At 63.9% G+C, this 15,078-nt stretch carries 5 protein-coding genes; all 5 read left to right on the forward strand.

Annotated features, from left to right (window positions below; translation table 11 throughout):
- The first annotated feature begins 182 nt into the window (after positions 1–182).
- On the forward strand, positions 183–2,996 hold the full coding sequence (locus tag NDY25_RS18695) for a TonB-dependent receptor plug domain-containing protein (RefSeq protein WP_168958408.1): 2,814 nt from the start codon (positions 183–185) through the stop codon (positions 2,994–2,996).
- Between the two features lie 54 nt (positions 2,997–3,050).
- Positions 3,051–7,412, forward strand: a complete 4,362-nt coding sequence (locus tag NDY25_RS18700; protein WP_168958407.1) for an Ig-like domain-containing protein — start codon at positions 3,051–3,053, stop codon at positions 7,410–7,412.
- Positions 7,409–9,028 (forward strand): family 43 glycosylhydrolase, encoded by a 1,620-nt coding sequence (locus NDY25_RS18705; RefSeq protein ID WP_256627622.1) that lies wholly within the window; start codon positions 7,409–7,411, stop codon positions 9,026–9,028. Before NDY25_RS18700 ends, NDY25_RS18705 begins: the two co-directional genes overlap by 4 nt.
- Before the next feature lie 191 nt (positions 9,029–9,219).
- Positions 9,220–11,583 carry a S9 family peptidase gene (locus NDY25_RS18710; RefSeq protein WP_168958405.1) on the forward strand — a complete coding sequence of 788 codons (2,364 nt, stop codon included), beginning with the start codon at positions 9,220–9,222 and terminating at the stop codon, positions 11,581–11,583.
- 560 nt (positions 11,584–12,143) lie between these two features.
- Positions 12,144–15,041, forward strand: coding sequence for a TonB-dependent receptor (locus NDY25_RS18715; protein ID WP_168958404.1), 2,898 nt, complete (start codon positions 12,144–12,146; stop codon positions 15,039–15,041).
- Positions 15,042–15,078 lie beyond the last annotated feature (37 nt).

Here is a 15,078-nt window from a genome sequence, read left to right on the forward strand (position 1 = left end):
TGGTCACGTGCTCTCGGAGGGGGAGAGCAGAGTCGTCGTCTTGCTTGGACAGTTGCTGCTTCGTGCGGCAACTCACTGGTGTCGTGTTTGTCGCGATCGATCTCTCATCTTGCGCTGTCGCAGTGAGGCTTGGCCGTGCGCGCAGGTTGGCCGTTGTCCCCACGAAAACACAAGGAATTCCGATGTCGCCCAGCCACTCCGTCTTTCTGTCGCAACCCCTTGTTTCCACGCGTCATCCGTTGGTCAAGGCGATCGTCCTGGTCTTGTCGATCGTGGCAGTGCCGGCAGGCGCACAGCAGCGCCCACCCGACGACGACGCCACCCAGACCCTGGATCAGATCAACGTCACCGGTACCCATCTGCGCCGCGTCGATGCAGAGACGGCCAGCCCGGTCATCTTGGTCGACCGGCAGCGCATCGAAGACAGCGGCAAGAGCACGCTCGGCCAGTTGCTGCAGCAATTGCCGGCGATGGCCGGTTTCATGCCGGGCCCGGCGCTCAACTCCGGCTTCAGCCATGGCCGCGCGCTGGTGTCGCTGCGCAATCTGGGGCCCGAACGCACCCTGGTGCTTGTCAACGGTCATCGCATGGCCGGTCCTGCGAGCAGCGTGGCCTCGGCGCCGGGCGTGGACGTCAATGCGATTCCCGCATCGATGGTCGAGCGGGTGGAAGTGCTCACCGATGGAGCCTCGTCGGTGTATGGCTCGGATGCGATCGGTGGCGTGGTCAACATCATTCTCAAGGACAAGTACGACGGCTTTGCCGCCACGGTAGATTACGCGCAGAGCACGCATGGCGATGCCAACAGCCGCACGCTCGGGGTGGAATGGGGCAAGACCTGGGAGCGCGGCGGGTTGATCTTCGGGCTCAGTCGCAATTCGATGAACCCGGTGTTCAACCGCGACCGCAGCTATGCTGCCAAGGCGGTGGAGTATCTCGACGGCCAGGTCAGCGAAATCCGTGGCGGCAACACGCGCGCGTTCTTGAACGACGGGCGCGTGCTCACACCCGCAGAGGGCGTTGCACCTGGCGCCGTAGGTGAAGATGCGTTTCGCCCCTATCAACGCGCGACAGACAGCTACAACGTCTACGATGCGCAGTATTTGATCACGCCGATCGAGCGTACCAACGCCTCGTTGCACGGCAGTTTCGAGTTCACCCCGACCGTGCAGGGCTACATGGACGTGTTCTGGACCCGCAGCAAGACCACTTCGCGGCTGGATGCGTTCGGCATGGAGATGCAGGGTGCGGCCGACAACTACTACAACCCGTTCGGCGATCAATTGGACCGCTATCTATTGCGCTCCACACAAGCCAATACGCGCGTCTACACCGCGACGATGTTCCAGACCAACATCGTGGCCGGGCTGCGCGGCCGTGTGGAAGGCAGCAGCTGGCAGTGGGATGCCGCAGCCGGCTATGCGCGCTACAAGGACACCCTGGTGCGCACCGGGTTTTCGATCACCTCTGCGTTGAACAACGCGGTGGGGGCCTCGTTTCTTGACAGCGATGGGGTGGTCAAGTGCGGTGCGCCGGGTGCGGTGATTGCCGGCTGCACGCCGATCAACATCTTCAACCCCAACGACCCTGCCACCATCGCCGCATTGCGCGGCACCCAGCGGCCGGTGGATCTGATCGACGAGAGCCAGATGCGCTTTGTCGACATCAGCGCCAACGGCGATCTGTTCAAACTGCCGGCCGGGACGGTGCAGGCCGCCGTCGGCCTGGTCTATCGCACCAACAAGTTTGCGCAAGGCACCAGCAGCGAGGTGGCGGCTGCCGATGCCGACGGCAATTGCGACTACAACGATGGCTGCATCCTCAAGCAGGGGCGCGACGAATCGGTGCGCGAGACGTATGCAGAACTGCTGGTGCCGCTATTGAAGGAGGTACCGTTTGCCAACAGTCTCAATCTCAATCTCGGTTCGCGCTATTCCAAGTACGACGCCTGGGGCGCCACCACCAACAGCAAGGTCGCCATCGAATGGCGGCCGGTCGCCAACCTGCTGGTGCGCGCGACCGGCTCGCAGGTCTTTCGCGCGCCGGCGCTGGGGGATCTGTATGGCTCTCCCTACACGGCTGTGGTGGATAACACCGGCGATTTCCAGGACCCTTGCGAAGGCTTCACCGGTGCGCCCAATCCGGCCTGCGCGAACGTGCCCAACGATGGCAGCTTCCGCAATACCGCGCAGTTCGATGTGGTGACGTCCGGTGCGAACAACGTCGGTTTTCAGCTCAAGCCCGAGCGCGGTCGCTCCTACAACGTCGGCCTCGTCTACGACCCGGATCGGATGCCTGGCTTGTCGCTCAACCTGGACAGCTGGCGCGTGGTGCTGGACGACATGCTGTCCGGTGTGGGCCTGCAGCAGGTGGTCAACGATTGCTTCGAGGGACGCGACGCCGGGTTCTGCCCCTTGATTCAGCGCGATGCGGCGGGTCAGCTGACCCGCGTGTCGGTGCCGTTTTCCTACAATAGCGGCAAGGTGGATATCCGCGGCTACGACGCCGGCATCCACTACACGCTGGCCGAGACCGCATGGGGCGATTTCTCCGCCGGTCTGGACGCGACCTTCTTCTCCAGCTTTCGTTTCGCCGGCGAAACGCATAACTATGTTGGCGAAAATTCCAGTTGGGGCAACATGCCGCGCTGGCGTGCGGTGGCCAATCTGGCCTGGGACAACGGGCCGTGGCATGCAAGCTGGACCACCCGCTATCTGGGCCGTACCGTCAACGGAAGCGTGTACGACGATTTTTGTGCCGACACCGAAGCCGATGGTAGCTGCCGTTACTTTCCTATCGGGTCGGTGGTCTATCACAACACCTCGCTGAGCCGGAAAATCGCGTCGCTGCATAGCACGCTCGCGCTGGGCGTGGATAACCTCGCTAATCGCGCGCCGCCGCGGTTCTACAGCTACTCCAATGCGGCCAACACCGATGCCACCACCTACGACACCTTGGGCCGTTACTTCTGGAGCAGAGTGCGGGTGGAGTTTTGAAGTGCCGTTGCAGGTGCTGACCGTGTGGGCTGGCACTTTTCAAGGAGCCTGCGCATGCGCAGATCTCGCGTGATGTCGTTCCTGGATCGGCACCGGCGCTGGCCGCGCCTGGTGCAGCGTTCCGGTGCGGCCGCGCTGCTCTGGGGGTGTGCGGTCTTGAGCGTGCCGTCGGCAACCGCCAATGAAACGCAGGACACGCCGATTGCGGCGACCAACGCCGCCATTGGCGAGCCACGTTTTCGCGGGCTCGCGCATCCGGTGCCGGACAGCGGTGTGGCCTTCGCGCCTGGCGGACAACTGGCGAGGATCTATGCCGCCGATATCGCACACGGGGCCGGGCAGGCGCCGGGCAAGGATTTCTGGATCGACCGCATGCTGGCGCGCGACGGGGAGGGCGGTGGGGCAGGCGACAGCAACCAGTGGTTGTTGACACGTGGCCGCGCCGCCTATCTGGCCGATCACCAACCTGCGCAACCCGGCTTCGTTGGCCAGGTGGCGTACTGGCATGCCACCGATTACGACGCGCTGCTGCGGATCCAGTCCATGCAGGGCCCGCAGCCGGTGCAGTGGAAGGAGGACGCCACGCAGCGACGGCAAACGCCCAGTTATTTCAGCAGCGTGTACGACGATGTCAACGCAGGCGTGCGCATGCGGTTGGTGAAGTACATCACCGAACAGAATGTCGCGGTGGCCAGTCTCACCTTTTCCAGCCTGGATGGCGCAGCGCATGCGCTATCGGTACAGGCGCTCTCGCCGATGGCGCAGCATGCAGACGGCAATGAATTGACCGGCGCCTTCGCTGCCTACAACGCGATCACCACGGTGTTTCCACGCTTGTCCGGCGATGGTTTTCGGGTGGATGGCAAGCATCTGGTGCGCGAGGTGGCCTTGCCCGCCACCGGCGAGACTGCTGCAGTGAAAGTGCAGCTGGGCCTGCTCACGCACGAATTGCCGGAAGCGCGCGACGAGTACCTGCGCATCGCCGCACAGTCGCCGCAGCAGGCCTACCAGGCACATGTCGCCAGCTACAATCGCTGGTGGGTGGACAACCTGCCGTATCTGGACACGCCCGACGAGAACATCACCAAGAGCCTGTTCTATCGCTGGTGGGTGCTGCGCTTCAATTTTCTCGATGCCAACGTGCCAGGCAACGACTACCAGTTTCCGGTCGCCATCGAAGGCGTGCTTGGTTACAACAACGCGATCGTGCTGACCACCGGCATGTTTCTGGACGACCTGAAGTATCTGCGCGACCCGCTGTACGCCTACGGCAGTTGGCTCAGTGCAGGCGAGACCGCCGGCGGTGGCAAGTACACCGATAATCCCGGCTCGCCGGAACACTGGTCCAACTCCTATGCGCAATACATCACCGCCGCCGCATGGCGGTCGATGCAGTTGCATGGCGGGCCGGCCGCACTCGCGCAAAAACTGGCGCGTTATGGCAGCGGCGATGTGGATGGTGTCCTGGCCGCTTATGATCTCAATCACAACGGATTGATCGAGTACGACTGGGCCGCGATGACCGGCAACGACGCCGATGCGGTGTCGTTCGATTGGGCCAAGCAGCACGGGCAGATCCGCATGGATCGCACCGAAAGCGCCTATGTGTATGCCAACGCGCAGGCCGCCGCGCAGGCTGCGTTGCTGGCCGGCGACACCGCGACAGCGGTGCGCATGCAGGCCACCGCGCGCCGCATCCGCAAGGCGGTTGTCGAGGTGTTGTGGCAGGACCATAGCGACTCCGCCGACTCGGTGGGTTTGCACGGCGATCTGCTCAAGCATCGCCAGGCCAGCGGGCCGCGCTTACCGGTGGACTGGAAGGAGACCAACAACTATTACCCCTTCAGCGTGGGCTTGATGCCCAAGCAGGGCGAGCCCGACTATGACCCCAAATATGTGCGGGCACTGCGCCTGTTTGCCGATGCGGCGCAGTACCCGCTGTTTCCGTTCTATACCGCCAACCAGGTCGATCTGCAGGCGCGCAGCAGCGGCGCCGATGCCGGCAGCAACAACTTTTCCACCATCAACGCCACTGTCGCGTTCCGTCTGTTGGGCGAGGCGCTGCGCGATTACCCCAGCCCGTTTCTGAGCGCGCAGAGTTACCGCACATTGCTGTACTGGAACGCGTGGGCGCCCTACATCGACGGCGACAACCGCTACCCAGACCAAAACGAATTCTGGGCCAAGGGCAGTGCAGGCAACGGCGGCAAGATCGGCTACCGCTCATGGATCCACCACACCCAGTTGGGTGCGACCAACTTCAGCATGATCGAGGATGCGATGGGCTTGCGCCCGCGCAGCGATGAAAAGATCGAGCTGTATCCGATCGATATCGGCTGGGCATATTTTGCCGCCGAACATCTGCGCTATCGCGATCGCAACCTGAGCATCGTCTGGGATCGCACCGGCACCCATTACGGTGGCAAGGTGGGCAAGGGATATAGCGTGTATCTGGATGGACGGCTGGCGTTTCGCGTCGACCGGCTGGCGCATGTGATCTACGACCCGGCGAGCGGCAAGGTGAGTGCAGCGCCGGATGCGGTCAATCGCAATGGCGTGGCGCAAGTGCTCGACGCACATCCCCTGCAACTGGCTGCGATGTCGCAGGTGCGCTTTGCGAGCACCTCGCGCACCGCCCAGATCCTGGCCAAGGCCGGTGTGGATGTGTCACTGCCCACCACTGCCAGCCGCAATCTGGCCGAAGGCGCCGCTGTCACCAGCAGCTTCGCCACGCCCGGATTTGCGGCAGCTGCTGCGGTGGACGGCAGCACCGCCAGCACGCCGTTCTGGGGCACGGCCGGCTCGCCGTTGGCTAGCGACTGGATTGCGCTGGACTTGGGCCAAGCACGGCAACTGGATCAGCTGGTGCTGTATTTCTATCGCAGCTCTTCGCCCGCTGGTGAGCAACACGGTTTTGCGTCTGGCACCCTTCCTGGTTACGCCGCGCCGTGGATCTATGTCGTGCAGTACCAGGACGGCGCCGGCAACTGGAAGCGCGTTCCCGGACAGGTGCGCGATACAGCGATTGCGCAGGGCAATCGCAACCGCGTGCGCTTTCCGCCGATCCGTGCGCGTGCGCTGCGTGTAGTGGTGACCCACGCCGGCAGTGCGCGCACTGGCATCAAGGAAATTCAGGTCTTCGACAGCGGCATGCCGGCGCCTGCAGTCGCCGGCAATGCGCCGCCGCAGGTGCAGGCGTGGCAGCTGGACGATCCCGGATCCGATGGCAGCGTGGTGGTGGATGGCCGCGTGGGCGACGACGGCTTGCCCAACGGTGCGCTGCAGGTGCACTGGCAGACACAGCACGCGCCCGACGGCGGTGAAGCGCTGTTTGCGGATGCTGCCGCGATGCGCACAGCGGTACGCTTCACCCGCGCAGGGCGCTATAGGCTGCGGCTGCTGGCCAACGATGGCGCGCTCGCCGGTCATGCCGATGTGCAGGTGGATGCGCCCGAAGCGCCGGCACTGCAGCAGGTGCCGTTACAGGGCATGGCCACCGACAGCGCCGAGGTTACCAGTGCGCATCACCGCGTGGCGGCGCTCAACGACGGCTTCATTCCCGCTGCGGGCAGTGTGCCGGGCAACGCGCGTCGCTGGGGCAGCTATGGCCGCGCGCAACCTGCATTGGTCTGGTTGCAGTACCAGTGGCCACGGCCGGTGCGTGTCTCGTCCAGCACGCTGTCGGTGTGGGACGACCAGCCCGACGGCGGCGTGGCGCCGCCCTCCAGCTGGAAGCTGCAGTTCCTGCGCGACGGGCGCTGGCAGGACATCGTGGCCAAGGGCGGCTACCCGATTGTCGGCGGCGGCGCAGCGAGCACGGCGACTTTTGCGCCCATCGTGACAACCGGGCTGCGTGCAGTGCTGACCACGCAAGCCACTGCGACCGGGCATGCGGCAGTCGGCGTGGACGAATGGCAGGTGTTTTCCGAACTGCCCAGCCAGCTCGAGACGATCGACCTGCGCACCGCGCCCGGGCAGCCGCCCTCGCTGCCACAGGAAATCACCGCGTTCTTCGCCGACGGCAGCGTGTTGCCGGTTGCGGTGCAGTGGGCACAATTGCCTGCGGATCGTCTCAGCGGGGAGGGCGCAGTGGAGCTACAAGGTTTGGTGGAAGGCGCGATTCCGATCAAGGCCAGCGTCTGGTTGCGCGCCACGCCGCCAGGGCAGATCACCAGCGTGCAGGCGTTGCCAGTGGTGAGCGCGATGGCTGGGCATGCGCCGACGCTGCCGGGGTTTGTCAGCGTGCAGTACAACGACGGTTCGCGCGAACGGCTACCGGTGCAGTGGCCGGCGCTGGCACCTGCGCGCTACGCGCACCCCGGCGAGATCGCATTGACCGGTACGGCCCAGGGGCGAGCGCCCACCGGGCAGGTGTCGGTCCCGCTGACGGTGCAGATCAAGACCGCCACTCCATGACGCGCATCCTCACTCGCGTGTTCGGACTGGCATGTGCAGTGTCGCTGGCCAGTGTTCCGGCATGCGCCGCAACGCCAACGCCAACGACGACGACGACGACGACGACGACGACGCAAGGCAAGCGCCTGCACGCACCCGGCAACCCGATCCTGGCCGATGGCAGCAGCTATTCGGCCGACCCGGCGCCGCTGGTCGCCGACGGCAAGCTGTACATCCTGGCCGGGCGTGATACCGCCGCGCCTGACCAGAACGCATTCGTCATGCCGGGTTGGCAGATGTTCGTCAGCAGCGACCCGGGCAGCGGGCAGTGGATGCATTACCGCGATGTGCTGCGCCCGCAACAGGTGTTCGCCTGGGCAGACAAACGCTACGCCTACGCCGCGCAGATCGTGCAGGGGCCGGATGGGCGCTATTACCTGTATGCGCCGGTGCAGCAGCGCAATTCGCCGAACCCTGATCCGTTCGCCATCGGCGTGGCGGTGGCCGACAGCCCGCTCGGCCCCTGGACCGATGCGCATCCGCAAGGGCCGGTGGTGTCGCAGTCGGTGCCAGGCACCAACGACATCCAGAACATCGACCCAACCGTGCTGGTGGACGAGGATGGGCGCGTGTATCTGTACTGGGGCACCTTCGGCGCGTTGTACGGTGTGGAGCTGCAGCGCGACATGGTCAGCTTCAAGGGCACGCCGGTGCGGGTGGAGACGCTGACCGGCTATTTCGAAGCGCCCTGGCTGTTCAAGCGCAACGGCAGCTATTACCTGGCGTATGCAGCCAACAATGCCGGCCGCGATTCCGCCTGCACGCCCACGCTGTATCACGCGTGCATCGCCTATGCGAGCGCGCCGACTGCGCTGGGGCCGTGGACCTATCGCGGCATCGTGTTGCCGCCAGTATCTTCCACCACCTCGCATCCCGGCATAGTGGCCTTCAACCAGCAGTGGTATCTGGTCTATCACACCGCCGATGCGCGCGGTGGCGGGCATTTTCGCCGCAGCGTGGCGATCGATCGCCTGGAGTGGGACGACAGCACGCAACCGGCGCGCGTTCGCACCGTCACCCCGACCCGGCGCCCGCAGCCGCCCACACCACTGCAGCGCAATCAGGCGCCTGCCGCCTACGCCACCGCTTCAAACGGCCCGGACATTCCGCTGCAGTACTGGATGGCCGCGCTCAACGACGGCATCGTCAGGGCCAATCCGCTGCCGCCGCAACTATGGGGAAGCTGGACACCGAACAATCCGCCGCAGCAGTGGATTCAATACAGCTGGTCACAGCCGGTGACCCTGGACCGCACCCGCATCGTGTTCTGGGCCGATCAGCCGGCCGGTGCGCAGATCGGCGTGGCGCCGCCGGCGCGTTGGCATCTGGAATTTCGGCAAGGCGGGCAATGGCATCCGGTGCAGCCAAGCGACAGCTACGGCACGCGCGTCGATCGCTACGAAGCGGTGTCGTTCGCGCCGGTGACAACGCGTTGCGTGCGTGTGGTGCTGGATGCCTCCGGCGCCGGAACCCGCCATGCCGCGCTGGCGGTGCAGGAATGGGAAGTGTTGGCGCCGCAGCCGCAGCGTCTGCCTGCAGCGAGCGCTGCCGACAGTACACACTGTGATGCGCCTTAACGCGGCTGAAAAAGCGCTGGCGCCCACGCTGCGGCTGGGTGCTGGCGACGCTACGCAATCGTCGGCGTGCAGGCAGCTCAATCAGGGTGTGCCCGACTCGGGCAATCACCGCATTGCATCAACCACGCTTTCCTATCTCGACTTGCATGACAAATGTTGATCGTGACCACGCTCCATTCCCGGACAAACGCATGAAGCCAACGCTGCACCACACACAGACCTCCCGGTGGCACACCATCGCAGCGTGGTGCCTGAGCATCGTGCTCTGCGCGCTATCGGCAAGCGCAGTGGCTGCATCGGTCGCAGCCCCGCCCACACCCCCGCCCACACCGGCGCAGTACGCGCAGGCCATCGGCCTGTCCGATCACTACGCGTCCCTGGTCGACCAGCAACCGACGGCGCCAGTCTGGATCGATGCGGGACGCTTCCTGTATCGGCGCGGTGTTGCACGCACCAACCAGGCGCCGGCCATCGAGTACCGCCTGGTGGATGCCGCCAGTGGCCGCAATACGCTGGCCTTCGATCATGCAAGGTTGGCGGCGGCTTTGACGCAGGCCGGTGCGCAGGACATCGATGCAACGCAACTGCATCTGGAGGACCCCACGCTGCAACAGCAACGCCTGGGCTTTCAGCTGGCGAAGCTGGGCTGGCAATGCGATCTGGCGCGCTACCACTGCGAACATGTGCCCGAGCGCGATGTGCCGGCCGAGACGATGGACATGCGTCTGCCGTTCAAGCAGGGCGAACGCGAGGCCAAGGTGTCGCCGGATGGCCGCTGGCGCGCCTGGGTGGAGCAAGCCAATCTGGTCATCGCGCCGGTGGCCGGTGGCGAGCGCAGCGTGCTCAGTCGTGATGGTCGTGCCGACGATTACTACGCGCTCGACAGCATCCAGTGGTCGCCGGATTCGCAGCATCTGGCCGCGTATCGGGTCAAGGCGCCACCGCCGCGCATGGTCTATTACATCGAATCCGCACCGGCCGATCAGGTGCAACCCAAGTTGCATCAACAGGTCTATCCCAAGCCCGGCGATGTGTTGCCGGTGATGCAGCCGGTGTTGTTCGACATCGCTACGCGCGCTGTGCATCCGGTGGCGATGACCTTGCTGCCCAATGCCTTCACCTTGAGCGAGATGGTCTGGTGGAAGGACAGCCGCGGCTTTACCTTCGAATACAACGCGCGCGGCCATCAGCTTTATCGGGTCATCGAAGTGGACGCACGCACGGCCGCCGCGCGCAGCTTGATCGAAGAAACCTCGCCCACCTTTATCGAATACTCCGAACTCAGCGGCGACCACGAAAATGGCGGCAAGCACGCGCGGCGCGATCTTGCCGATGGCAAGCAGATCCTGTGGGCGTCCGAACGCGATGGCTGGGAGCATGTGTATCTGTACGATGGCCGCAGCGGCGAGGTGATTCGCCAGGTCACCCGCGGCGATTGGGTGGTACGCAAGCTCGATTACCTCGATGAGGCCGCAGGGCAGCTGTATTTCACCGCCTCCGGCATGCAGCCCGGCGAAGACCCGTACTACCGCCACGCCTATCGCATCGGCCTGGATGGCAACGGACTCACTGCATTGACGCCAACCGCCGCCGACCATCAGGTCAGTTACTCGCCGGATGGAAAGTGGTTGCTGGACCTTTACTCGCGCGTGGATCTCGGGCCGGTGCTGGAGTTGCGGCGCAGTGTCGATGGCAGCCTGGCGCGCACGGTGGAGCGTACCGATCTGAGTCGTTTGCAGGCCGCTGGCTGGCAGCCGCCGTTGCCGTTCCATACCACCGGGCGCGATGGCAAGACCGAGATCTGGGGCGTGATCCAGCGCCCCCAGCAACTGAATCCGCAGCAGCGCTATCGCGTGATCGAATACATTTACGCCGGCCCGCAGGGCTCGTTCGTGCCGAAGAGTTTCACCACGCGCGTGCCGGCGCTGACCGGGCTGGGCTTTGCGGTGGCGCAGATCGATGGCATGGGCACCAACAATCGCGCGCGCGCCTTCCACGATGTGGCCTGGCGCAATCTCAAGGATGCCGGCTTGCCGGATCGTATCGCCTGGCACAAGGCCGCCGCCGCGCAATATCCGTGGTACGACATCGCCGGCGGTGTCGGTGTGTACGGCACCTCGGCAGGCGGCCAGAACGCGCTGGCCGCGCTGCTGTTTCATCCGGAATTCTATGTGGCGGGCGTGGCCAACTCCGGTTGCCACGACAATCGCATGGACAAGATCTGGTGGAACGAACAATGGATGGGCTGGCCGGTGGGGCCGTGGTACGCCGAATCGTCGAACGTGGAAAACGCAGCACGGCTGCAAGGCCATCTGCTGCTGGTCACCGGCGACATGGACATGAATGTCGACCCGGCCAGCACCTTCCAGGTGGCCGACCGCCTGATCAAGGCCGGCAAGGATTTCGATCTGCTGGTGGTACCTGGCGGCGATCATGGCGCCGGTGGCGATTACGGCAAACGCCGTCTGCTGGATTTCTTCATGCGCTGGATGCAGCAATCGCCAACGCCGCAATGGAATCGCAACCCGGCAACGCCGACCACGCAGGCACCGTGATGGATGCGGGTTGCGTGCCACGGCACGCTGCCTGATCGCGCACTGTGTGCCCTGGTGGAGTGAGCAGTGCGCGCAGAAGAATGCGCATTGCTCGCTGTCATTTTTACCGGCGCGCCCAAACATCAGTGCAGGTAGTGACCAGCGATACGCCACCGCAACTGCTTCAAAAACTGCCGCGTAACGGCACGCCCAGCTGCGGACTGGACTGCCAACACAACGCCAACCGATGATCGTTCAGATGCGAACCATGCTGTTTTCCGCATGCGTGGTCGCCAAATGCGACAAGACGTAGCGCGTGCGCACAGGCACATTGTGACCAGCTGATGAAACTGGAGCGCATGGGCGACTCCAGTGCGGAATGACCTCTTTAGACAACGCGCGTCGTTGCGTGGCCTCTGCTGGTCGCGCGCATCGCAGGTTGTCTGCGTGTCCACTGTATGGCCGTCGCCAAAGATGTCGCTGCGACGCGCCGCTGCCACTTGTCTCCACCCGCGCTGGTGCACGCCGGCACGGGCGTGTGTTGCCCGCCGTTTGTCTGTCGTTTGAATCAGGAGCCCCGCATGCCGATGTTGCTGTTGCCTTTCTCACGGACCACCGTTGCCAGTGTGCGGCCCTTGCCGAACATGCTTACCAGCGCGCTGTTGCTGGCGCTTTCGGCAACTGCGGCCGCTCCAGTGGCTGCGCAGCAGGCAGGCAGCACGAGCGATGCGCCGCAAACGCTCGATAGCGTGGTCGTCACCGGCTCGCGCCTGCGCCGCGTGGATACCGAAACCGCCAACCCGGTGATCACCGTCAGCCAGGAACAGATTGCCGCCACCGGCAAGGCCACCGTAGGCGATCTGCTGCAGGAGCTGCCATCGATCGCCGGCAACGCCACCAACCCGTATACCAACAACGGCGGCGGCACCGGCGCCTCGGCGATTTCGCTGCGCGGCCTGGGCGATAAGCGCACGCTGGTGCTGGTCAACGGTATCCGGCTCGCCTACAACGACGTCAACGCGATTCCGGCCAGCATGATCGAGCGCATCGAGGTGCTCAGCAATGGCGCCTCTGCGGTGTATGGCTCCGATGCCATCGGTGGTGTGGTCAATTTCATCCTGCGCAGCCAGTTCGACGGCGTGCAATTCAGCAGCGACTTCGGCACCAGCAGCGAGGGCGATGGCAACCGACGCAACTTCGCCTTGACCACCGGCAAGACCTGGGAACGCGGCAGCCTGATCGGTGGCCTGTCGTACCACAACATCGATCCGGTCTCGGCAGCGGCGCGCGACTATTCCAAGGACGCGCTGGCATTGACCAACGGCCAACCGGTGAAGCAGGGCTCGTCCGCCACGCCCACCGGCACGGTCAATTTCAACGATGGTTCGGATCAGTCCACGCAGCTTGCGCAGGCCAACGGCTGCGGACGCGTCACCCTCAACAGCGGCGTCAGCGGTCGCGCTGGCCCTGGCGATTTCCATTGTTACAACGCCAGCGCCGACTCCTACAACTACCAGCCGTTCAATCTGTTGCAGACCCCGCAAAAGCGCACCAATGCCTTTTTGCTAGGCACCTATCGCTTTACCGACAATGTCGAAGGCTACGTCAACACCTGGTTCAGTAAAACCGAATCCGCCTCGATCATCGCGCCGATTCCGATCTTCTCCAATGGCGACAACATCCTGGTGTCGTCGCAGAGTTACTACAACCCGTTCGGGGTGAACTTCGGCACCGATCGCAGCACCGGCACCTCTTACAACGACCTCAATACGCGCGCCACCGTGCTGGGCAATCGCAGCTATCAATACAACACCTACAACTTCCAGATCAGCCCGGGCTTGCGCGGTCACTTCGGCGACAGCTCCTGGCAGTGGGACGCCAACTTCAATTACGGCAAGGTCAAACAGAAGTCGATCAACAACGGTTTTCTCGACTACGCAACGTTCAATCAGGCCATCGGCCCGTCGTTCCTGGATAGCGATGGTGTGGTCAGGTGCGGCAGTGCGGGCGCGGCGATTGCCGCTTGCACACCGCTGAATTTCTTCAACCTCAACGACAGCAGCAACCTCGCCACGTTGCAGGGCATGGTGGTCAACCCGATCGTGACCAGCGTCTACACCGTCAAGCAATTCGAGGCCAATGCCAACGGTTCGTTGTTCGATTTGCCGGCCGGCACCGTCAGCCTGGCAAGCGGCATCTCCTATCGCAAGGAGCGCTCGACCACCGCCTCCGATGCGCTGTGGACTGGCGATGAAGACGGCCTGTGCGGTGTGATCGAGTTCTGCGCATCCACCTTGAGCGGCAGTTTCGACGTCAAGGAAGCCTATGCCGAAGCATTGTTCCCGTTGCTCAAGGACTTGCCCGGCATCAACGCACTGAACATCACGCTGGGCACGCGTTTTTCCGACTTCAGCTCGGTCGGCAGCAAGACCAACAGCAAGGTGTCGCTGGAATATCGCCCGATCGAAAATCTGTTGCTGCGCGGCACTGTTTCGCAGGTGTTCCGCGCGCCCAACATCAACGAGTTGTATGCCGGCGTGGCCGGCGATGCGGCCACCGTCAACGACCCGTGCAACGGTTACACCGGCGGCAACAGCGTGGCCTGCGCAAACGTGCCGACCAACGGCAGCTATCAGCAATCCGATGGTCAGGTGTCGGGCAAGGTGTCCGGCGCGGTGGTGGCCGGTTATCAACTCAAGCCGGAGACCGGCAAGTCCTACGATGTGGGGCTGGTCTACGATCCGCAGTGGATCGATGGCCTGTCGCTGAGCGCGGACTGGTGGCGCATCGATCTGGAAGACACCATCACCACGGTGTCGGCGCAGACCGTACTCAATCAATGTTTCGCCAACTCGGCCAGCTCCTTCTGCGCGCTGATCCATCGCAACGGCAACGGCACCATCAATTACATCGCCGAGCCCACCGTCAACCTGGGCAAGCTCTGGGCCAAGGGCATCGATTTCAATCTGACCTATCGCCTGCCATCCACGCCTTGGGGCAATGTCACTGCAGGTCTCAATGGCACCTATCTCACCCGTTACGACGTGCTGCCCGATACCACCGATCCCAGCTCGGTCACCATCCACAACGTGGGCCGCTACACCCAGGCCTACGGCAATTTCCCGCGCTGGCGTGCGCTGGGGACAGTGAATTGGGCGTTGGACGATTGGAGCGCCACCTGGCGCATCCGTTATGTCGGCAATACCGCCATCGGCAATTCGGATCCGGACCAGAGCCTGTCGGCCGATTCCAACGAGCCGACGGTGGTGCGCAAGATCGGCGCCTACGTCTACAACAACCTGCAGCTCGGTTATAACGTGGAGCCGTGGCATACGCGCTTTGAAGTGGGCGTGGACAATATCGCCAACAAGCAACCACCGTTGTATTACTCCAACAACGTGGGTAACGCCAACACCGATGTGGCGACCTACGATCTGCTTGGTCGGTTCTATTGGGCACGTGCGACGGTGAAGTTCTGATCGCCGCCGTGTCGTCGCTGCGGTTTCAATACACTGG

This window comes from Xanthomonas hortorum pv. pelargonii, from assembly GCF_024499015.1.
Classification (GTDB): domain Bacteria; phylum Pseudomonadota; class Gammaproteobacteria; order Xanthomonadales; family Xanthomonadaceae; genus Xanthomonas; species Xanthomonas hortorum_B.